Origin of the sequence: Bradyrhizobium sp. PRIMUS42 (assembly GCF_023006515.1) — a bacterium.
Lineage (GTDB): Bacteria > Pseudomonadota > Alphaproteobacteria > Rhizobiales > Xanthobacteraceae > Bradyrhizobium.
In genome coordinates this window covers 1-21,167 of the sequence record NZ_JALBGZ010000011.1, presented here as the reverse complement: position 1 = coordinate 21,167, position 21,167 = coordinate 1, and the positions used below count along the sequence as shown (strand labels likewise).

18 protein-coding genes are annotated in these 21,167 nt (G+C 61.4%); 10 read left to right on the top strand and 8 right to left on the bottom strand.

Features of this window, described 5'->3' with window-relative positions:
• Window positions 1–89 precede the first annotated feature (89 nt).
• Complete coding sequence (locus MOV75_RS02790; protein WP_247004811.1) at window positions 90–3,056, top strand: M10 family metallopeptidase C-terminal domain-containing protein; 2,967 nt, start codon at window positions 90–92, stop codon at window positions 3,054–3,056.
• 138 nt (window positions 3,057–3,194) lie between these two features.
• Here the strand turns inward: MOV75_RS02790 and MOV75_RS02785 are convergent, their stop codons facing one another.
• The 3 genes from MOV75_RS02785 to MOV75_RS02775 form a co-directional block, all read right to left on the bottom strand.
• Window positions 3,195–4,157, bottom strand: a complete 963-nt coding sequence (locus MOV75_RS02785; RefSeq protein WP_247004809.1) for a UDP-glucuronic acid decarboxylase family protein — start codon at window positions 4,155–4,157, stop codon at window positions 3,195–3,197.
• Window positions 4,158–4,308: 151 nt separating this feature from the next.
• Window positions 4,309–5,058 carry a glycosyltransferase family 2 protein gene (locus MOV75_RS02780; RefSeq protein ID WP_247004807.1) on the bottom strand — a complete coding sequence of 250 codons (750 nt, stop codon included), beginning with the start codon at window positions 5,056–5,058 and terminating at the stop codon, window positions 4,309–4,311.
• Between the two features lie 11 nt (window positions 5,059–5,069).
• Window positions 5,070–6,470 (bottom strand): capsule biosynthesis protein, encoded by a 1,401-nt coding sequence (locus MOV75_RS02775; RefSeq protein ID WP_247004805.1) that lies wholly within the window; start codon window positions 6,468–6,470, stop codon window positions 5,070–5,072.
• A gap of 163 nt (window positions 6,471–6,633) precedes the next feature.
• Here MOV75_RS02775 and pseG point away from each other — a divergent pair, with 163 nt between their 5' ends.
• From pseG to MOV75_RS02730, 9 genes are all read left to right on the top strand, one after another.
• Window positions 6,634–7,725: a UDP-2,4-diacetamido-2,4,6-trideoxy-beta-L-altropyranose hydrolase gene (gene pseG, locus MOV75_RS02770; protein ID WP_258719580.1), complete on the top strand. Its 1,092-nt coding sequence runs from the start codon at window positions 6,634–6,636 to the stop codon at window positions 7,723–7,725.
• A gap of 138 nt (window positions 7,726–7,863) precedes the next feature.
• Complete coding sequence (locus MOV75_RS02765) at window positions 7,864–8,514, top strand: formyltransferase family protein (RefSeq protein WP_247004835.1); 651 nt, start codon at window positions 7,864–7,866, stop codon at window positions 8,512–8,514.
• On the top strand, window positions 8,507–9,616 hold the full coding sequence (gene pseI / locus MOV75_RS02760) for a pseudaminic acid synthase (RefSeq protein WP_247004803.1): 1,110 nt from the start codon (window positions 8,507–8,509) through the stop codon (window positions 9,614–9,616). The genes MOV75_RS02765 and pseI overlap by 8 nt, the downstream gene beginning before the upstream one ends.
• On the top strand, window positions 9,609–11,003 hold the full coding sequence (locus MOV75_RS02755) for a surface carbohydrate biosynthesis protein (RefSeq protein WP_247004801.1): 1,395 nt from the start codon (window positions 9,609–9,611) through the stop codon (window positions 11,001–11,003). The genes pseI and MOV75_RS02755 overlap by 8 nt, the downstream gene beginning before the upstream one ends.
• A 3-nt stretch (window positions 11,004–11,006) precedes the next feature.
• The gene (locus tag MOV75_RS02750) at window positions 11,007–12,515 is read left to right on the top strand and encodes a lipopolysaccharide biosynthesis protein (RefSeq protein WP_247004798.1); all 1,509 of its coding nucleotides are present in this window, start codon (window positions 11,007–11,009) and stop codon (window positions 12,513–12,515) included.
• Between the two features lie 146 nt (window positions 12,516–12,661).
• The gene (locus MOV75_RS02745) at window positions 12,662–13,546 is read left to right on the top strand and encodes a hypothetical protein (protein WP_247004796.1); all 885 of its coding nucleotides are present in this window, start codon (window positions 12,662–12,664) and stop codon (window positions 13,544–13,546) included.
• A gap of 88 nt (window positions 13,547–13,634) precedes the next feature.
• Window positions 13,635–14,471, top strand: a complete 837-nt coding sequence (locus tag MOV75_RS02740) for a class I SAM-dependent methyltransferase (protein WP_247004794.1) — start codon at window positions 13,635–13,637, stop codon at window positions 14,469–14,471.
• A gap of 150 nt (window positions 14,472–14,621) precedes the next feature.
• Window positions 14,622–15,830 carry an HAD-IIIA family hydrolase gene (locus MOV75_RS02735; protein ID WP_247004792.1) on the top strand — a complete coding sequence of 403 codons (1,209 nt, stop codon included), beginning with the start codon at window positions 14,622–14,624 and terminating at the stop codon, window positions 15,828–15,830.
• A 122-nt stretch (window positions 15,831–15,952) separates the two neighbouring features.
• Window positions 15,953–16,708 carry a bifunctional 2-polyprenyl-6-hydroxyphenol methylase/3-demethylubiquinol 3-O-methyltransferase UbiG gene (locus MOV75_RS02730; protein WP_247004790.1) on the top strand — a complete coding sequence of 252 codons (756 nt, stop codon included), beginning with the start codon at window positions 15,953–15,955 and terminating at the stop codon, window positions 16,706–16,708.
• Window positions 16,709–16,745: 37 nt separating this feature from the next.
• On the opposite strand, the gene pseF is transcribed toward MOV75_RS02730, so the two are convergent.
• The 5 genes from pseF to MOV75_RS02705 form a co-directional block, all read right to left on the bottom strand.
• Window positions 16,746–17,435: a pseudaminic acid cytidylyltransferase gene (gene pseF / locus MOV75_RS02725; protein ID WP_247004788.1), complete on the bottom strand. Its 690-nt coding sequence runs from the start codon at window positions 17,433–17,435 to the stop codon at window positions 16,746–16,748.
• Window positions 17,432–18,610: a UDP-4-amino-4,6-dideoxy-N-acetyl-beta-L-altrosamine transaminase gene (pseC, locus tag MOV75_RS02720; protein ID WP_247004786.1), complete on the bottom strand. Its 1,179-nt coding sequence runs from the start codon at window positions 18,608–18,610 to the stop codon at window positions 17,432–17,434. Before pseC ends, pseF begins: the two co-directional genes overlap by 4 nt.
• Complete coding sequence (gene pseB / locus MOV75_RS02715; RefSeq protein ID WP_247004784.1) at window positions 18,607–19,608, bottom strand: UDP-N-acetylglucosamine 4,6-dehydratase (inverting); 1,002 nt, start codon at window positions 19,606–19,608, stop codon at window positions 18,607–18,609. The genes pseC and pseB overlap by 4 nt, the downstream gene beginning before the upstream one ends.
• Before the next feature lie 49 nt (window positions 19,609–19,657).
• On the bottom strand, window positions 19,658–20,497 hold the full coding sequence (locus MOV75_RS02710; RefSeq protein ID WP_247004775.1) for an SDR family oxidoreductase: 840 nt from the start codon (window positions 20,495–20,497) through the stop codon (window positions 19,658–19,660).
• A gap of 13 nt (window positions 20,498–20,510) precedes the next feature.
• The coding region (locus MOV75_RS02705) for an SDR family NAD(P)-dependent oxidoreductase (RefSeq protein WP_247004773.1) at window positions 20,511–21,167 on the bottom strand (657 nt) is incomplete at its 5' end.

Here is a 21,167-nt window from a genome sequence, read left to right as displayed (position 1 = left end):
GCCCAATTTAAACCAAACGTTTAACTCTCGCGCTAGAATCATGTGCTTTCGTCCCGAATCGCACGCGATGCGTTGCTCTGGAGAGTCCATTGGCCACCGCTGTTAATGTCAGTGCCACCAACAACGCAGAGATCGACGGCCTGCTGTCCGGCTACAAATGGACCGGCACGATCACCTATAGTTTTCCTGACGCATCCAGCGACTACCCCAATCCCTATTACGGCGGCAGCAGCGAGCCGACCACTTCGGGCTTCGCCTCGGCGCCCACCCAGATCCAGGCGGCCATCAATTACGCGATCGGGCTGATCCTCAGCTACACCAATGCCGACATCCAGTACGCGGGCACGAACGGCGCCGACATCATGATCGCGCAGTCGCCGGCGGCCAATCCGACCGCCTACGCCTACTATCCCGGCAATTACGCGTCCGGCGGCGACGTCTGGTTCGGCACTCAATACAATTTCTCACTGGCCAAGCTCGGCAACTATTACTTCACCACCGCGCTGCACGAGCTCGGCCATGCCTTCGGCCTCAAGCACAGCCAGGAGGCCGGCGGCCCTGGCAACGTCGCGGTGCCGAGCGCGCATGACGACAGCGAATACACCGTCATGAGCTATCGCAGCTATGTCGGCGGTTCGACGACGTCCGGCTACACCAATGAAGCGTACGGATATTCGCAGACCTATATGGCCAACGATATCCTCGCGCTGCAGACGATGTACGGCGCGGACTACACGACCCAGAGCGGCAGCACCGTCTACACCTGGAATCCGACCACGGGGCAGGAGTTCATCAACGGTGTCGGGCAGCTCGCGCCGGGCGGCGGCGTCGGCGGCTCGGCCAACCGCATCTACGAGACGGTCTGGGACGGTGGCGGCGTCGATACCTACGACCTGTCGAACTACACGACGAACCTGAGCATCAATCTCAATCCCGGCGCCTCGTCGGTGTTCTCCTCCGTGCAACTGGCGTATCTGGGCAACGGCCATTACGCGTCGGGCAACGTCTACAACGCCTATCTCTATAGCGGCGACGCTCGCTCCTACATCGACAACGCCATCGGCGGATCCGGCAACGACGCCATCGTCGGCAACGCCATCGCCAACACGCTGAACGGCGGCGGCGGCAACGACACGATCACCGGCGGGGCGGGCAACGACACGATCATCGGCGGCTCGGGCACCGACACCGCGGTGTATTCGGGCAGCCGGGCCAATTACATGGTTTCCTACAACGCGGCGACACAGACCTTCACCGTGGTTGACCTGCGCAGCGGATCGCCTGATGGCACCGATGCCGTCGCCAGCGTCGAATATTTTCAGTTCGCGGATGGCACGATCGCAAGCGTCAGCGTGATCAACGTTGCGGTCGAGGCGGTTGGGTCGACTAGTCTGGTGCAGACGGGAGACAACTTCTATCTCAAGGCCATCAGCACGGGCAGCGGACCTGTCCTGAAGATCTCCGGATCGCCGGTCAGCGCTGCTGTGTATGGGACTTGGGCGCCCATCGCAGCCGAGCAGACCGGCGGCGGATACGACGTGGCCTGGAGGGACTTGGTGACAGGTCACTACACGGTTTGGAGCACGGACAGCAACGGCAACTATACGGGCAATATCGTTCCCGAGGTGACGGGGACGAATGCATCACTTCGATCGCTCGAGACCACCTTCCAACAGGATCTCAATGGCGATGGGACCATAGGTATTCCCAGCGCCACGATTGAGTCGCAGGGCTCCACCAAGCTGGTGCAGACCGGAGACAACTTCTATCTCGAGGCCATCAGCACGGGCAGCGGGCCTGTCCTGAAGATCTCCGGATCGCCGGTCAGCGCTGCTGTGTATGGGACTTGGGCGCCCATCGCAGCCGAGCAGACCGGCGGCGGATACGACGTGGCCTGGAGGGACTTGGTGACAGGTCACTACACGGTTTGGAGCACGGACAGCAACGGCAACTATACGGGCAATATCGTTCCCGAGGTGACGGGGACGAATGCATCACTTCGATCGCTCGAGACCACCTTCCAACAGGATCTCAATAGCGATGGGACCATAGGTATTCCCAGCGCCACGGTTGAGGTGCAGGGCTCCACCAAGCTGGTGCAGACGGGAGACAACTTCTATCTCGAGGCCATCAGCACGGGCAGCGGACCTGTCCTAAAGATCTCCGGATCGCCGGTCAGCGCTGCTGTGTATGGGACTTGGGCGCCCATCGCAGCCGAGCAGACCGGCGGCGGATACGACGTGGCCTGGAGGGACTTGGTGACAGGTCACTACACGGTTTGGAGCACGGACAGCAACGGCAACTACACGGGCAATATCGTTCCCGAGGTGACGGGGACGAATGCATCACTTCGATCGCTCGAGACCACCTTCCAACAGGATCTCAATGGCGATGGGACCATAGGTATTCCCAGCGCCACGGTTGAGGCACAGGGCTCCACCAAACTGGTGCAGACCGGAGACAACTTCTATCTCGAGGCCATCAGCGCGGGCAGCGGGCCTGTCCTGAAGATCTCCGGATCGCCGGTCAGCGCCGCTGTGTATGGGACCTGGGCACCCTTCGCAGCCGAGCAGACCGCCGGCGGGTACGATGTGGCCTGGAGGGACTCGGTGACAGGTCACTACACGGTCTGGGGCACGGACAGCAACGGCAACTACACGGGCAATATCGTTCCCGAGGTGACGGGGACGAATGCTTCATTTCAATCCCTCGAAACCACCTTCCATCAAGACCTCAATGGCGATGGCGCCGTTGGAGTTCCTTCGGCGGCTGCTAGGGCCGACACGTCATCTGCAACAGCGTTCCTCCTGCGGCACAACGAAGGTTTCGTTTTCCAACCTGAGATCGAGCCCACTGGTAAGACAGATACCAACAGCGGATTGCCCGATTCTTCGAACCACCTACTGCGGACTGGATTTCTCTTGGAGACGCAAGCGTTCTCGTTTGATCATGGATTTTGGGAAGACCAGCGCAGTGATCCGGCCTTCTCCCCTATTGATTATTCAAGCCTATCCCACATTGCGGAGCTTCTGGCGCGAACCTTCCTATTTCACTAGGCTGAAGAGTGCGCCTGCCAAGCCCTGCTGGATCCGAGTCCCTTGGCGACGGATCACAATAGGGAAAATGCACTGCTTCTTGGTCGGCGGCGTGCTCTCGGCTCCGAACGGTAGGCCATCGTGGAGCCGTGGGTCCAATCAGGCCAGTTCGAGCGAGTGCTTGAAGTAGGCTATCGTCTCCTTCAGACCGTCCTCCAGCGCAACCTTCGGTTCCCAGTTCAGGATAGCCTTGGCCTTGGTGAGGTCGGGCTGCCGCTGTCGCGGATCGTCCTGCGGCAGAGGCTTGAACACGAGCTTGGAACGCGAGCCGGTAAGCTTGATGACCTTCTCGGCCAGCTCACGGATCGTGAACTCGGAATTGTTGCCGAGATTGATCGGGCCGGTGACGTCGTCCGCAGTCACCATCAACCGCATGATGGCCTCAACGAGATCGTCGACATAGCAGAACGAGCGGGTCTGGCCGCCGTCGCCGAACACGGTGATCGGCTCGCCCTTCAGCGCCTGGACGATGAAGGACGACACCACGCGGCCGTCGTTGGGCTGCATCCGGGGCCCATAGGTGTTGAAGATGCGCGCGACCTTAATCGGCAGGCCGTGCTGGCGCCAATAGTCGAAGAACAGCGTCTCGGCGCAACGCTTGCCCTCGTCGTAGCACGAGCGGATGCCGATCGGATTAACGTTGCCCCAGTAACCCTCCGTCTGAGGATGGATCAGCGGGTCGCCATAGACCTCACTGGTGGAGGCTTGAAAAATCCTCGCCTTCAGCCGCTTGGCGAGGCCGAGCATGTTGATCGCGCCGTGCACCGAGGTCTTGGTGGTCTGCACGGGATCGCGCTGGTAGTGGATCGGTGAGGCCGGGCAGGCCAGGTTGAAGATCGCGTCGACCTCGATGTAGAGCGGGAAGGTGACGTCGTGCCGGACCGCCTCGAACAACGGATTTGCGATCAGATGGGCGATGTTGCGCCGGCTGCCAGTGAAGTAGTTGTCGACGGACACCACCTCGGCTCCCGTATCGAGCAGTCGCTCGCACAGATGCGATCCGATGAACCCGGCGCCCCCGGTTACGAGGATGCGGCTGTTCTTGTAGCTTTCAAAAGGCATTGTCGGTTCCAAAATACCCGGCCGGGCGGAGCGGCTTGAGGAGTGGTATCGGCAACCGCCGGCTTCGCCAATAGCCAAATAGCCCACTCGGATGATGGTATTTAACTACCATTAACCTTTTAGGGCGGGAGATGATGATTGCGTGCCCCGTCTAGAACTGGCGCCGCTTCAGCCAGGCGCGCGCGCTCCAATGGCCGAAGCACCAGGCCGATTTGAGCAACGGCAGGTGCTCGACGTTTCGATAGATGTTCCAGACCCATTTGGCAGAGCGCACCGGGCGACTGGAGACGGACGAGCCTCTGACACGATAACGCGCCAGGTCCTCGTTGAGGCCGTGGGCGATGTGACCGCGGCGGAGGATGGACAGCCACAGGCAGAAATCGTCATAGCCCTCGTTGGTCATGGCGACGGGACCTGAAATCTCGCGGTCGACCAGCGCTGTCAGTGTCGCGATTGAGGTGTTCTTCAGGAGCTGGTCATAACTCAGCTCTGCCGGCACCTCGATCAGCCGGCCCGCCATGGTATTGGCTTCGTCGATGCGGCGGAATGCGGTGTAGCTGAGCGCAGCGCGCTTGTCGCGGGCAAAAGCGAGCTGGTGTTCGAGCTTCGTGGGCAGCCATAGGTCGTCACTGTCGAGGAAGGCGAGATAGCGACCTTCGGCATTGTCGATTGCCGCCTGGCGCGCCAGCGCCGGACCGCCGTTCTTCGGCATCCGGATCAGCTTGACGCGCGGATCGCGCGCGCCGATCTCGGCCACGATCGCGGGCGTGCGATCGGTCGAGCAGTCATCGGCGATGAGCAGCTCCCAGTCACCGAAGGTCTGGACCAGAACCGAAGCGACGGTTTCCTCGATGAAGCGCTCGACGTTCCAGGATGGCGTGATGATCGAAACAAGGGGCATCGCGCAATCCTTCAACCGGCAACGGCGGTCTCGACTACCGCGGCGCGCAACGAGGCCGCGAATGTGTCGAGTTGTTTGGCGTCGCTGATGTAGAGTTCGCCCGCAAACGACCGCCGCCAGGCAGCCTCGAAATACGGGGCGCCCCTGACCGGGTCGAATGGGCCATCCCGCAGCGCCTCGCGCAGGCGTGTCGGCACGTCGCGCAGGCGGTCGGCGGCATAGATCAGCGGACATGAGCTGTAGAAGGCATCCCCCATCGCCACGACCGGCTTGCCGAGCAGGAGCGCCTCAGCGCCGGATTTGCTGTTGACGGATATGACGGCGTCGGAGCGGTTCAGCACGGTGTAATTGTTGGTCTGTGGCGGCAGCAGCACGAAATTGTCGAAGCGACGCGCCAACTCGAACAGGCGATCGGCAGAGATCGCGCCGATTTGGGCGGGGTGCTCCTTCGCCACCAACACGTGCGAATCCGGAATCGTCCGCAGCAGGAAATCGACGGTCGCAACCTGATCGAGATAGTCCGGCGAGCGCAGGGTCAGAGCCATGTCGGCCGGCACGTGGAAGGGATAGTAGACGAACCGTTTGTCCGGGATTGGACGATAGAGCTTCTTCAGCCGTGTCGCATTGAGTGCCATCGCGGCATGCACGCGGGCGTGGCGCAGATTGTGCCCGAATTCCTGGTGCTTACCGAGGGCGAACTGGTCCCAGAGTTTCTCGGCGAGGCGGCGCGAGTTGCGCAGGTTGACCACTTTCTTGAAGGCCGCCGAATAATGATGCTGGTCCTTCTTGGGGATGACGATGGCCTGCTGCTTCAGGGTGTCGTCGAGATAGCTGCGCACTTCGGGCGACACCTCATCGGCAGGTCTCGCCATCACCTGCGGCGCGGCAAGGCTGTCCGGCGTGAAGTACATCCGGCCGCGGAAGAATGACGGCTCGATGAACCAATTGCAGATACCGCGACGTTTCGCAGCGTAGAAGCTGGAAATCACCGAGAGAAAGCCGCCGAGCTCCTGCACCAGCACGGCGTGCTTGCCTTGCCCCGCGAGACGGTCGAGCGACACCTCCATGGCGTTGGCGTAGATCATGAAGCGCCGGCGCAACGCCGCGCTGTCGCGGATTCCGAATGTGAAGCGCTCATGGCTGAACAGGAAATTGGAGCCGTCGAGGCCATAAGCTTCGATCCGTGCATCAAAAGCCGTCCGCTCATCGGGCGAGGGGCCGGCCTTGAGGCCCTCGCGGTACATGTTCGTGACCGGCACCCCCGCGGTCACCGACATCTCGGCGCTGCGATCGTCAAAGGCGAGCAGTTCGACCTCGCATCCTGACGCGCGCAGACGCTGCGCGACAGGAATCCAGAACCGGGTCTGGTACTCGGCGAGCGTTGTGATCAGGATCGTCTTGGAGGAGCTCATGGTTGGTTTGCAGTACGCTTGGTTGAAGTTTCCGCATATAGAAGCTTGCGCGATAGCTCAAGGGTGGATTGAAGTGAGTTCCAGTCCCTGATTGTGGTAGCCGACGATCTCATCAGCTACGATCGTGGGCAGGACAAGGTCGTTGGTTGGGTTCACGAACAACATGCAGCGAGTCGTCTTTCGCGTTGACGCATCGGTCCAGATGGGTATGGGGCACCTCACCCGATGCCTCACGTTGGCGAATGCGCTTGCCGAAAGGGGAGCGAAGTCGTGCTTTCTCCTGCGCAGCAACGCCGCGGGTCTCGTGGCTTTGGTCGAAGGAAACGGACACGAAATACGGCTATTGCCGGATCCGCCGGCCGGGAGCCCTCTCGAGATGACCGGAGCGGGCATGTATGCGCATTGGCTGCCGACAACCTGGCGACAGGACGCGGAGCAGACCTCTGAGGCCATGGACCAGATCGGCGCGGCCGATTGGCTCATTGTCGACCACTATGCGCTCGATTTTCACTGGGAAACCGCATGTCGGCGCGACGGTCTGAGAATTCTTGCGATCGACGATCTGGCCGATCGCCAGCACGATTGCGAGATTCTCCTCGACCAGAATCTCGTTCGAGAGATGCACGCGCGCTATCGCGACCAAGTGCCTGAGACCTGTGTGAAACTGCTCGGACCGCGATACGCCCTGCTTCGCCCCGATTTCGCGCAACAGCGTCGCAAGTTGACAAGCCGCAGCGGAGAGATTGGCCGCATTCTGGTCTGCTATGGTGGCTCCGATCCCACCAATGAGACCGCAAAAGCGGTGCGAGCAATTGCGAGCCTCCAGATACCGTCAGCAGAGGTCGATGTCGTCGTGGGGATGAGCAATCCCCATACGGACTCCATCGTGCGATGGTGCAGCGGGTTGTCGGGCGCGCGGGTCTATCAGGGGGCCAACAATATCGCCGAGCTGATGCGGCGGGCCGATCTTTCGATCGGGGCCGGCGGCGTAATGAGCTGGGAGCGCTGTTGCCTGGGCCTGCCGGCCGTGGTGGTCGATATTGCCGACAACCAGACTGGCGCGCTAACGGCCCTGGCTGACGCAGGAGCTGCGCTTTATCTTGGTTCCGCGACTGCCGTCACGGTTGAGATGCTTGCCGGAGGCATTCATTCGCTGTTCGAGAGTGCACCTCGGGTCAGGACGATGGGCGAGGCCGCCCTTGGGCTGGTGGACGGCGAAGGGAGGAACCGGGTCGTGGCCCGGATGTGCGACTAGGTCGTTGATTCTGGGCCCAAATCCTGCCACGCCTCGAAAAATTCCGGAGGGGTGTAGCCAGATGGTGGCCAAGCCTGACTTTCGTGCTAAACGCAGGGCGAAACTTGGGAATCCCGCTGTTCGGTCCGTCGGTTGAAGATGAAGATTTCGATCCTCTGCTCCAGCGCGTCGCATCCGATCTACCCGCACCTGCAGCATTGGGCGCAGGTTACAGGTGCAACGCACGAGGTCGAACTCGTGCAAAGAAAGGTTGAACTCTCGGGCGGGGACATTCTGTTCCTGATCTCGTGCCACGAGATCATTTCGGCGGGCGATCGCGCACGCTACGGCAAAAGCCTCGTAATTCATGCGAGCGACCTTCCGCAGGGGCGCGGATGGTCGCCCCACATCTGGCAGATCCTCGAGGGGGAGAATGACATCGTTGTTTCATTGCTGGAGGCGGAGGACCAGGTGGACACAGGCGCCATCTGGGCACAGCGTCACCTGATCCTCGAAGGCCATGAATTGTTCGACGAGATCAATGCAAAGCTGTTTGCGATCGAGCTCGATCTCATGAACGAGGCATTGGCCAGCATCGGACGAAAGGCGCCGGTTGCTCAGGATGACCGCGCGCCGACGTACTATCCACGGCGTTCGCCGGAGGATTCGAGGCTGGATCCGGCGCAGCCACTGGCTCAGCAATTCGAGCTTCTGCGGGTGGCGGATCCTGAGCGTTTCCCCGCGTTCTTCGATTTCCGCGGTCACCGCTATCTGGTGCGCCTTGAAAAGGTTGAAGCAAGCGATGGCTGACACGATAACCATCTCCGGGCGCGCGATCGGCCAGTCTCACGAGCCGTTCATCATTGCGGAGATGTCAGGCAACCACAATCAGTCGCTCGAGCGCGCGTTGGCGATCGTCGAGGCCGCCGCCAAGGCGGGGGCTCACGCGCTCAAGCTGCAGACCTATACGGCCGACACGATGACGCTTGCGCTCGCGCGCGACGAATTTTTCATCGATGATCCTGACAGCCTGTGGAAAGGTCGTTCCCTGCACGAGCTTTACCAGCAGGCCTACACTCCCTGGGAATGGCATGGGCCGATCTTCGACCGCGCGCGCTCACTCGGCATGATTCCGTTCTCGACCCCGTTCGATGCGAGCGCTGTCGATTTTCTCGAAGGTCTCGGCGTTGCCTGCTACAAGATCGCCTCGTTCGAGAACACCGATCTGCCGCTCATCCGCAAAGTGGCTGCCACCGGCAAGCCCATGATCATCTCGACCGGCATGGCCACGGTGGCCGACATCGACGAGACGGTAAGGGCGGCCAGGGCGGCGGGCTGCAAGCAGCTCGTCTTGCTCAAATGCACCAGCACCTATCCCTCAACTCCCGCCGACACCAATCTGCTCACGATCCCCCATATGCGCTCGCTGTTCGGCTGTGAGATCGGCCTTTCGGATCACACGTTCGGCATCGGTGCACCGGTCGCAAGTGTCGCGCTCGGTGCGAGCGTGATCGAAAAGCATTTCACGCTTGCACGGGCCGATGGGGGCGTCGATTCCACCTTCTCCATAGAGCCTGAGGAGATGGCGGCCCTCGTGGTCGAGACCAAGCGAGCCTGGCTCGCTCTTGGCCAAGTCTATTATGGTTTGACTGAAAACGAGGGCAAGTCGCTCGTGTTCCGCCGCTCGCTGTACGTGGCGGAGGATCTCGCCCCCGGTGACGTGCTGACCGAGCAGAACCTTCGCATAATCCGGCCGGGCCTTGGCTTGCCGCCGAAATACTTCGAGACGTTGCTTGGCAAGCGTGTCGGACGCGCGGTTCGGCGAGGAACCCCGATGAGTTGGGATCTGCTCTCGTCTGCAGATGATGCGGTCCCGACGCCGCAGGGCATGGCGAGGAGCGCCCGTGGCTGATCAGCCGCATGTCTGTCTGGTGGTCGATAACCCGCTGCGCGACCTCGAGGGACTGGTGCTGCTGGCGCGGCAGTTGTCGACACGCGGCGTGCAGGCTACGCTCGTGCCCATGTACGAGCAGGGATTCGACGTCCCGGCCTTGCGGCCTGATCTCGTGCTGGTGAACTACACGCGCCCCAACAATGCCGATCTGATCAAGTCCTACAAGAGCGACGGAATCCTGGTCGGTGTTCTCGATACCGAAGGAATCGGCGGCAAGAACGCGGACCAGTTTGCCAGCATGGTGAAGAGTGCGGGTTGCCCCGATCTTGTCGATCTCTACTGTGTCTGGGGGCAGGCGCAGTACGCGGCGTTCCTCCGGCAGGACACGGTCGCGGCGGATCTCCTGCACGCCACCGGCTGTCCGCGCTATGATTTTTGCGCGCCACCCTGGCGCGCGGCGTTGCCGAAGCCGTCCGTTGGTTCGGGCTACGTTCTCATCAATACGAACTTCCCGACCGTGAATCCGCGCTTCTCCGGCAGCACCACTCACGAGGAGGAGTCGATGGTCAAGGCGGGCTTCGAGCGCGAATTCGCCCGGCAGTTCATCGCCGATGGCGCCCATGCCTATCGCAGCACTCTGGATATGGCGATCAAGCTCGCGCAGTATTTTTCCGCCGTGCAATTCGTGCTGCGGCCGCACCCATTCGAGAACATCAGCTCGTACGACGCGTTCGCGGCTCTGCCGAACGCCAGGGTCATTCAGAGCGGAACCTCGCTCGAGTGGATCAGCGGCGCGCGCTTGCTCGTTCATCAGAACTGCTCCACCGCGATCGAGGCGACCATGCTGAACGTCGAGCCGTTGAGCATGGAGTGGTTTAATACCCCGGCCCTGCGTCTCGACGCGGCGACGCGGGTCAGTCGGGGCGCCGTCACGGAGGCCGAAATGATCGAGCTGGTCCGGCAGGGTCTCGAAGGCCGCATGCCGCCGCTGCCTGCCGAGACCGCGACGTTTCGCCGCGAAATTCTCAGCGAGCTCTATACCGCCGTGGATGGCGCGAGTTCTGCTCGCGTGTGCGGGGTGGTGCTCGCGACAATCTCCGCCCGGCGGGGCGAAGCGCCGACGCATGCGTCGGCGCGGCCCTCCGTGCGCGGAATGGCCGCCGCTGCGGTTCGTCGAAGTATGGGCCACAGGACAAGTTCGTTGCTGCGTCGTGCGTACAGCTCCGCCGAAAGCGAGCGCCGCCGGGACGGCAAGACGTTCGGCATCGAGACCGTGAATTCGATATTGAAACGCCTCGATGAGGCTTCCGTCGACGGCAGGCGCTTTGTAGCGCGGCCAGCCGCGGGCGTCCGTGTGAAGCGAATGATGAGCGGAGCGAGCGTGCAGCTTGCGGAATTGAGCTGACCCGTGCTGCGCCGATTTGTGCATAACACAGCGATCTCGGCCGTTGCCTACAGTCTTGCTGGCGTGCTGGGACTGTTTGCCGTCGGGTTGATCGCGAAGTCCTACGGATTGGCCGTGCTCGGTCTGATCGTCCTGGTGCGCGGCTTTCTTCCAAGCGGTTTTCTCGTTCTGATCGATTTCGGTGTATCGGAGATCGCGACCCAGGCGATCGCTCGCGGGCGACTCGGGGATTGGGCGGCGGCCGGCGAAAAGATAGCGCTCCTGACCGTGGTCGCGGTCGTCGCCGGCGTCGCCTCGAGTATCGTGCTCTGGCTTGCCGCACCCAGCCTTGCGCTCATCTTCAGGGTGGCTCCCGAACAGGCTCAGGCGTTCGTGTCGATTCTCCGGATCACCGCGCTCGTGCTGCCGATTGCCTTCATCGGATTGGTGATCGAGGGCGCGCTCAAGGGCTTCGAGGAATATAGCTGGCTTCGATCGACGGAAGTCGGAAGCAGCGTTCTGTACGTTGGCTCGATCTATCTCGCCTTCTGGCAAAACGCTGCGTTCGAATGGCTCGCCTATGCGTATCTTGGCGCCATGACCGCAAAATACTTCGTGCTGGCGTTGGTGATCTGCATTGCGGCACGCGATACTCCGCTGCGGTTCAGTTTCTGGACGCCGGCGAGCCGGTACGATGTCGCTTATCGCTGTTGGCTCATGTTCAACAACAGGATAGCGGGCGCACTCCAGCAATCCCTCATTCCGCTGATGATCGGCGTATTGTACGGTCCCGTCGAGGTCGGGACCTTTGACCTGCTCACGAGGCTGCCGCGGTTTCTGAAAACGACGATGAGCCCTCTTTACTCGGCGATTCTTCCTATCTCCACCCATCTAGACGAGAAAACCGACGTTCGGCGACTGCAATTGCTTGGGCGAAATGGTCTGGTTGTGCCGGCCGCGATCATTGTCCCGATCCTCGTTGTCATCGGGTTATTCTCCGAGGACATATTGAAGGTGTGGGTCGGCCCGCAGCATACGGATCAATGGCCATGGCTTGCCTTGGCGCTGTTCGTTCCCGCCGTAAGCGCCATGTTGGGGGCGGGGCAGACGGCGCTGATGGTGCGGTCGGATTTTCTCCGCACCAACACGCGTTTTCTCTATTTGCAGGTGCTGACTCAATACATCGTCACCGCGCTCACCGCGGTCTGGTTGCGCGAGCGAGCCTTTCTTCTCGGTTGGGCAATATCCTACATCCTCTTTGCGCCGATCATCGCCCACCGCATGCTATCTTTCATGAGCCTGCCGAATTCGCTGTTTTGGCAGCAGCTGGGCAGACAGTTGTTGGTGGCGACGATCCTCGCGGCAATGGCGGTCGGCTACAAAATGTATGCCACACCGGCGACCTTGCTGGCTCTCGCCATCGTGGGAGGGATCGCGTGCATCGCCGCATGGGCGCTGAGCATCGGCCTGATACTGTCCCGCAGCGACCGGGCAATGGTAGGCAAATTTGCCCGGGCGTTGACGCAGCGCTGATGTGGCTGTAGCCCCATGGCGTCGTGAAGTTCCCGCCCGACACTCTGCGGTTGCTCGCGTTTGGTGGATTTGCTAAGGGCAAATCGGCTGGGTGAGCCCATTGGGAACAGCGCGAATTCTAGATCCGGCAGGGCGGGGACGGCAAAATGGGATTGATGTCCAGGGCGCTTTGGCACGTGAACCGTTCGCCACTCCGTTGGGCGGTCAAGACGGGCGTCAACACATGGCACCTTAGCGAGAAACAGGAGCGACGCCGCCAGGCTGAGCTCCTGACCGTGTCGGCGCAGGAGAAAGCCAAGGCCGAGGACTTGAACCGGGACGGTTATGCAGTCGTCACCGAGCTGATGGATCCGTCAATCCAGCAGGCATTCGCGGATGCGGGCATGCTGAGGCTCAAGGACATCGAGGGGCTGGAGGCCAAACAGAGTTCCACGTGGAAGAATTTTTGGGTGCGCCTGCTCGATGCTGAGATGCAGAATGGGCAGCTCAGTGCGGACAACATCTTCGTCCGCTATGCGATGCAGAAGTCAGTCGTCAACGTCGTCTCGACCGCGCTGGGTGAGATTCCCTGGCTTGACTACGTACTGTTGTCTTACTCTCGTTACACCGGTGAGAGCCTGGCCTCTTCACAGCTTTGGCATCGCGATCATGACGACGTGCGGGTGATCAAGTTCTTCAGCTATCTGACCGACGTCGAGGACGACGCCGATGGTCCGTTCACTTTCCTTCCGAAGCAGTCGACGGACAGGTTCGGCTATCCTCTTCTGGGGAGCCACTTCCCTGACGAGCAGGTGTTCAACAAGGTGCCGCGCGAGGACATCAAGGTGATGAAGGCGCCGCGGCTTTCATCCTTTATGGTCGACACGACGAGATGCCTGCACATGGGGAGCCGAATGGGGCCGGGGCATGGACGGCTGCTGTACACCGCGACATTCTTCTCCTTTCCGCGGATGTTCCCCGGTGCCAAGAACCGACCATTCTTTGGGACGCCGAATACGACGGCGTTCGAAAAGCTTCTGCTGGGCCTGTGATAGATAGGCAGTCCGATCTCATGATCAATCTCTGAAAGGGCGTTCGGTGACGTTTACGCCTGATTTGAAGCCTGCTTCACGGTTGGAGTTGTCGAGAGCCTATGCCGTCGATATCGCGCGCAGCCTTCGTCGGATCGCGTTCAAGAACGTCAGGCGGACGCACGACATCGTTGATGCCGAATACAATTCGGGGGAATGGGGCCGCATCCTATCCGAGCGCGCCTGGCTTCGCGAACGCTCACTCGAGGACTTTCTGGTCGGCCATAGCGAGGCGTCGCGCCTCGCCAAGGTCGATGGCCGGATCGTCCGGATCTCCACCAGAGAATATTATCAGTACCGGCTGGGCGCGCTCTCGCAGTTGATCGCACGGCACGCCGGCGAAGAGACGTCGCTCCTCGAACTTGGCGCGGGCTTTGGTTACAATCTCTTCTCCCTGTCGATCGACCCGCGATGGACCAGGCTGCGCGGTCTCGACATCGCCCCGAACGGGATCGAGGCCGGCCGGCAGATCGCCGGCCATTTCAGACTGGGCGACCGGGTCAGCTTTGGGCGTATCGACCTGACCGATCCCGCCGATCCCGCTTTCCGGGAACTCAAGGGCGCGACGATCCTGACCTATTTCTGCATAGAGCAGATTCCCCATGCCGTCGAAGCCGTCGTCGATCACATCCTGAAGGCGCGCCCTGCGCGGGTCATCAACATCGAGCCTGCGGTCGACATGTTGGACCTTTCCGATCCGCGGGATATCGCCAGCAGGATTTACATTCGTTCCATGGACTATCAAACCAGACTGTGGACGCTGCTCGACGAACTGGATCACAGCGGCCGGATCCGCGTGAACGCGAGGGAGCGAATGAACTTCGCGCCCACCCTGCACAACGACGGATTGCTCTATGCCTGGGAGCCGCTGGTCGATTCGGACTGACTTGGGACCTGCCCGCATTCGCCGCCAGACGATCTAGACCGGTGCGACACGCAATCTTTGACGGCGCAATTGCCTTGCTGGCTTTGCTCGTGTACGCCATGATCCGCGTGCCGCGCTCGGCCCGCTCAGACTGGGGGCGCAACGCTGAACATGTTGAAACAGGCCGTCATCCTGGTCGGTGGTCTCGGGACACGGTTGGGGGAGCGAACCCGGCTCGTTCCCAAACCACTGCTGGAAGTTGCCGGCAGACCTTTTCTCGATTATCTGCTCGACGAGTTGACGCGCTATCCGACGGTCGAGGAGATCGTGCTGCTCGCCGGCCACCGCGCCGACGTCGTCGTCGAGGCCTACCATGGCAAGAGCCGGCGCCGTGCTTCGGTGAAGGTTATTTGCGAGCCATCCCCGTGTGGCACCGGCGGTGCATTGAAGCATGCCGCTGGCGTGCTGCAGGATCGCTTCTTCCTTCTGAATGGCGACTCCTGGTTCGATTCCAATTTGCTAGATCTCGCCCTGCGCGCGCGCAACTCGTCGGCCATTGTCCACATGGCGCTCAAGCGTGACGAGGAAGGAGATCGCTACGGTCGTGTTGTGCTCGAAGGGAGTCGCGTCAGGCGTTTTCTTGGAGCCGGTGCCCAGCCGAACGGGCCGATCAATACGGGCGTCTATTGCATTGACCGGGCAATTCTCCGGTATATTGACGAACTGCCATGCTCGTTGGAGCAACAGGTGTTTCCGAGGCTGGTCGCCGAAGGACAGCTCGAGGCGAGTTTGTACGACGGCTTCTTCATCGACATCGGTATCCCCTCGGATTTCGAGCGGGTCCAGCACGAACTCCCTGAGCGGTTGCGTCGCCCTGCGGTGTTCTTCGATCGGGATGGCGTGCTCAACGTCGACAAGGCCTATGTGCACCGGATCGAGGATTTCGAATGGATCAACGGCGCACGCGAGGCGATCAAGCTGTGCAATGATCTCGGTTATTACGCCTTCGTCGTCACCAATCAGTCGGGAGTAGCCCGCGGCTATTACGGTATCGAGGACGTTCACCGTCTTCATGACTGGATGAGCGCAGAACTCGTAGGCGTCGGCGCGCACATCGACGATTATCAATATTGCCCGTATCACGAGGAGGGCACGATCGAGGCGTTTCGTCGCGCCAGCGACCGGCGCAAGCCCGCTCCGGGCATGATCATCGATTGCATGAACGGATGGCCAGTCCGGGCTCAGGGAAGCCTGCTCGTCGGTGACAATGATCGCGACGTCGAAGCGGCACGCGCGGTGGGACTCCCGGGGTACCTGTACAAGGAGGGCGACCTGGCGGCGTTCCTTCGCCCGCTGCTCAAGGCCACCGCGACGCGTTGAGGGGGCGGTTCGCCTTGGAGCACCCGGTTCGGGCTGCAAAAATGAGGCTTCGGTTGCCTGCGTCATGGGTGTAGTGCTACGTCAGTTCAGGAACCAACTCAGCACGGCTGGCGTATATGCGATTGTCCTCGGGTCTCAAGCATCACATCTGGCGCGCCGCCATGAGAGCGACGCCATTTCCAATCTTCGCCAAGGCGAGAGATTCCGCCTATTGGCAGAAGCACTGGAAGGAGAAGCTGCACGCAAACGAGTTTGAAGGGTATGCCGCGTCAACCCCGCTGAAGAAATGGTTCGCTAGACAGGTAATCGACCTCCAGCCGAAGTCTGTCTTGGAGCTCGGATGCAATGTCGGAGCCAACCTTCGTGAACTGAACGCGCTCGATGCCGCTGTCAACCTGTATGGGATCGAATTAAACGATCGCGCGATCCGGTATGGAACCGAAAACGTCGTAGGGAAGAACGCGCAGCTGATACAGGGCTCCATGGCTGACGCCGGGCTTCTCATGCAGCAACGCAATCTCTCCGAAGTCGACGTCGTATTCTCGTCGGCGGCCGCAATGCATTGTGACGACAAAATTTTCACGGCTGCGAAGGAGGCCGCCCTGTCGCTTGCCACAAGGGCGATCGTGCACCTCGAATTCAATGCATGGAGCCCTGCGGACCTTCATAATTGGCGCAGCTGGCGGGGTTCATTCGTCAGCGATCGATGGATCCGCGATTACGCTGGAGAATATCGTGGTCATCCCCGGGTCGAGCGTATAGACACCGTCGGCATTCCTCTCGATATAAACTTCATGGACAATATCGGACGCGTGATGGTCAGCGACGTCACCGGTCTCGTCATCGTTCACCTGAAGCCTGGCTCTCGACCGGCTTGATGACGCAACGAGGATTCATCCAAAATCCCATCGCGCTCTAGTCGCGACTGATGGTGCGAAACATGTATTCCGCCTGCTCCCAGTCCTCGAGCGTGTCAATGTCCTGCACATACTTCCGCGGAAGAACGATGCCGATTGATCGCTCGGAGAACAGCGGCACATCATCACGAAAGGCATCCCCCGTTCCCCAGTAGAACTGGCCCGCGTCGTGATAGGCCGGCTCGAGATCCTGAGACCGCGTCAGACGGTGTTCAGGATAGAAAGCGTCGACCCGTCCTGACGTCGTGATGCGCACGGCCCGCTGGATCGGAAATGCGTAGCAGGTGACCGAAAAGGCGAAGGCCGCGTCCGAGCGGGTGAGGGCGTCGTGCCCCTCGCACAGATAACGCGGCTGAATCAGCGGAGCGGTGGCGTAGACGCAGCAGGCGTGGCTGATCGCATTGCCTCGTTCGCGGAACCACGTAACGGCGTGTTTGACGACGGCATTGGTGCCGGTGAAATCGTCGGCAATCTCCCTGGGCCGGACGAACGGCGTCGCCGCGCCCAGTTGGCGCGACACGGCTGCGATCTCCTCGTCGTCCGTGGACACGATGATCTCGTCGAACAGGCCGCTCTGGCGCGCCGCATCGATCGAGTATGAGATGATGGGTCTACCACAGAACGGACGGATGTTCTTGCGGGGAATCCGCTTGCTTCCGCCGCGCGCCGGAATGACCGCGATCTTCACGAGAGGATCTTCGCGAGTGCGCTGACGACGGTGTCCTGTTCTGCATTCGTCATCTTGGAAAACAGCGGCAACGTGATGGCGTCCTGGTAGTAGCTTTCGGCTTCAGGAAACATGCCGGCGCGGAAACCGAGACGCTGATAATAGGGCTGGGTGTGCACCGGGATATAGTGCACGTTGACGCCGATCCCGGCCGAACGCAATGCATCGAAGACCTCACGCCGCGAGAGCTTGATCTCGTTTCGCCTCAGCCGGATCACGTAGAGGTGCCAGGCAGAATCTGTGTCGGGGTGTTGCCATGGACTGGTTACCGGCAGCCCGGCGAGCAGGGTATCGTAGCGCGCCGCAAGCTCGCGCCGGCGCGCGACAAAGGCGTCGAGCCGTCCAAGCTGGCTGGCGCCGAGGGCGGCCTGAATGTCGGTCAAGCGATAGTTCAGGCCGAGCTCGATCTGCTCGTACGTCCAGGGACCATGCCGGTCCTCATTGGACCGATCCGCTTCAGGCGGATCGGTCTGCACGGGGCGGACAATGCCGTGGGTGCGTAGATAAGCAAGTCGCTCCCCGAGCCTTGGGTCATTGGTGAGCGCCATGCCTCCTTCGCCGGTCGTGATGATTTTCACCGGATGGAAGCTGAAGACCACGATATCGCTGAATTGCGCAGCTCCGATCTTGCGCCCGAGATATTCGCCGCCGATCGCGTGCGACGCATCCTCGATGATGCGGAAGCCATAGCGATCAGCGAGCGCGCGGATTTGCGCCATTTCGCAGGACTGGCCGGCAAAGTGGACGGGAATCACCACCTTCGGCAATCTTCCCTCGGTGCTGGCCTGCGCCAGCTTCTCCGAGAGTGCGGTTACACTCATATTGTAGGTGCGCGGATCGATGTCGACGAAGTCGACGCTGGCTCCGCAATAGAGCGCACAATTGGCCGAAGCTACGAACGTGTTCGGTACGGTCCAGAGGATGTCGCCCCGACCGAGATCGAGCGCAAGACAGGCGATATGAAGCGCTGCCGTTGCGTTTGACACGGCGATTGCGTTGCGGGCGCCGCAGTATCCGGCTATCGCCTGCTCGAAGCGGGGGCCGGCCTGCCCTTGGGTGAGCCAGTCCGACTGCAGTACCTGCGTGACTGCCTCGATGTCCTCAGCGGAAATATCCTGGCGCCCATAAGGGATCATTTTAGAGCAATCTTGTTGAAGTCCCGGATCTCGGCGGGGTCGAGGAAGTGGTCGTTTCGATTGGAGTTGTACTCGAATCCATCAGGAACCGGCTCACCACGCTCACCAATCTGGTTCGTGAGATAGTCCACATCGCGGCGGAAGAATTTGATCGTCGGCTTGATCACGAAATGATCGTGAAACTTCACCGTCAGATGCGAATCGTCGGTGGGGCACATAACCTCGTGGAGCTTTTCGCCCGGACGAATGCCGATCACCCGGATCGGCAGCGTTGGGGCCATTGCCGCAGCCAGATCCGGAATACGGACCGAAGGGATCATCGGAACGAAGATCTCGCCGCCAGACATGCGCTCGAAGCTCTTGATCACGAAGTCGACGCCCTGCTGCAACGAGATCCAGAACCGCGTCATCCGCGAATCGGTGATCGGCAGATGATCCGCACCTGCGGCGATCAGTTTGTTGAACAGCGGCACGATCGAGCCGCGCGAACCGACGACATTGCCGTAACGCACCACGGCAAAGGCTGTGCGATGGCCGCCAGCCATGTTGTTGGCCGCAATGAATAGCTTGTCCGACGCCAGCTTGGTCGCGCCATACAGATTGATCGGCTGCGCAGCCTTGTCCGTCGAGAGTGCGATCACCTTCTCGACGTCCGCCGCGAGCGCCGCCTGGATCACGTTCTCCGCACCATGAACGTTGGTCTTGATGCACTCCATGGGATTGTATTCGGCGGCCGGAACTTGCTTCAACGCAGCGGCGTGAACGACGAAGTCGATCCCTTCCATAGCCGTGCGGAGGCGCTCGCCGTCCCGGACGTCGCCGATGAAATAGCGCATCGCAGGCTGATCGTACTCCTGCTGCATCTCGTATTGCTTCAGCTCGTCGCGCGAGTAGACGACGACGCGACGCGGCTTGAAGTCCTTCAGGAGGCGGCCGACGAACTTCTTCCCGAACGATCCTGTGCCCCCAGTGATCAGAATGGCTTTTTGATTGAACATGTTCGCTCTTGCGCCGGATCGTTGTCTGGAGTGGGGAGAATGCTGTTGGTTACCATACGCTCCTGCCGCCGTCCATCACCAGGTTCTGTCCTGTCATGTAGCTCGATGCATCCGAACAGAGGAACTGCACGGCCGCACGGTATTCGTCCACATCGGCCATGCGGCCCATCGGAATCAGGCGGGTCAGTCGTTCGACGAAAGCCGGATCCTGGTTGTTGAAGACGCCGCCCGGCGAGATCGCGTTGACGCGGACGCCGTGATCGGCCCAATACGTCGCCAGATATTTCGTCAACCCAATCAAGCCGTGCTTGATCACGGAGTAGGTCACCGGCTTCACCGGCTGTTCCTCCTCGCGTGTCACCTGCGGCTGGCGGTAGAGCCGCTGGTCCGGCGCGATCACGCCGAGATCGGAGGCGATGTTGAGGATCACGCCGCGGCCCCGTTTGGCCATCTCGCCGCCGAACACCTGCGCGCACAGCATCGCACCGGTCAGGCCGACGGCGATTTCGGTCTGCCATTGCGGCACCGGAAATGCCTCGAAGCGCGAGGAGTGCATGACGCCCGGGCTCGACGTCACCTTCGGATCGATCGCGGCGTTGTTGACGAGGATCTCGACGGTGATGCCGCGGTCTGCAAGCTGCTCATTGGCGACGCGCACCGAGTCGAGCGAGGTGACGTTGATCTCAAGCGCGATCAGATCGGCTGAAGGCGTTGCCTGCTTCAGCGCCGTGACGGCGGCGTCGGCCTGCGCCAGGCCGACGTCGGTGACGACCACGCACGCGCCGGATTCAGCGAGTGCTGCGACATGCTGCTTGCCCAGCAGGCCACCGGCGCCGGTCACGAGCGCGGTCCGTCCGGTCAGGTCGTAGCGGGAGGAGGAGATTGCCATCGAAGGCTCCTGTTCAGCTTCTGAGCTGGCCGCCGTCCGCCACCATCACGCTGCCCGTGATGAAGGCGGCGCGGGGCGAAGCAAGGAAGGTAACGACGTCCGCGATCTCTTCGGGCGTGCCGAGCCGGCGCAACGCCACCTCGCGCTGGAGCATCTCGTCAACCGCCTGGCTGTTTTCCGCGATCTTGCGCGCCCAGGTGCCGTCTGCGCTCAGGATGTTGCCCGGCGCAACCGCATTGATGCGGATGCCTTCCAGCGCCAGCGGTCGCGCGAGACCGCGCACGGTGGCGTTCAAGGCCGCCTTCGCACCGTAATAGGTCACCGGCGCGCCAAGCGCCGCCATGCCGGCGATCGAAGAGATGCAGATGATGGACCGATCGCCGCTGCCGCGCGCCATCAGCGGCCGGGCGGCCTCGATCATGTTGGTCGCGGCGAACAGATTGAGATCCATCACCCGCGACCATTCCGCTGCTGTTTCCTTGCCGGGCGGCACGGAGGCGCCGCTGCCAACATTGCAGACCAGGATATCGAGCCGGCCCCACTGCTTCTCGACGCCCTCGACCAGTACTTTCGCGGCGGCGGGGTCAGTGACGTCGGCGACGTGGACAGACGAGATGCCCCCGACGCTCGTGCGCGCGGCGTTGAGCGCCTCGGCACCGCGCGCGGCGAG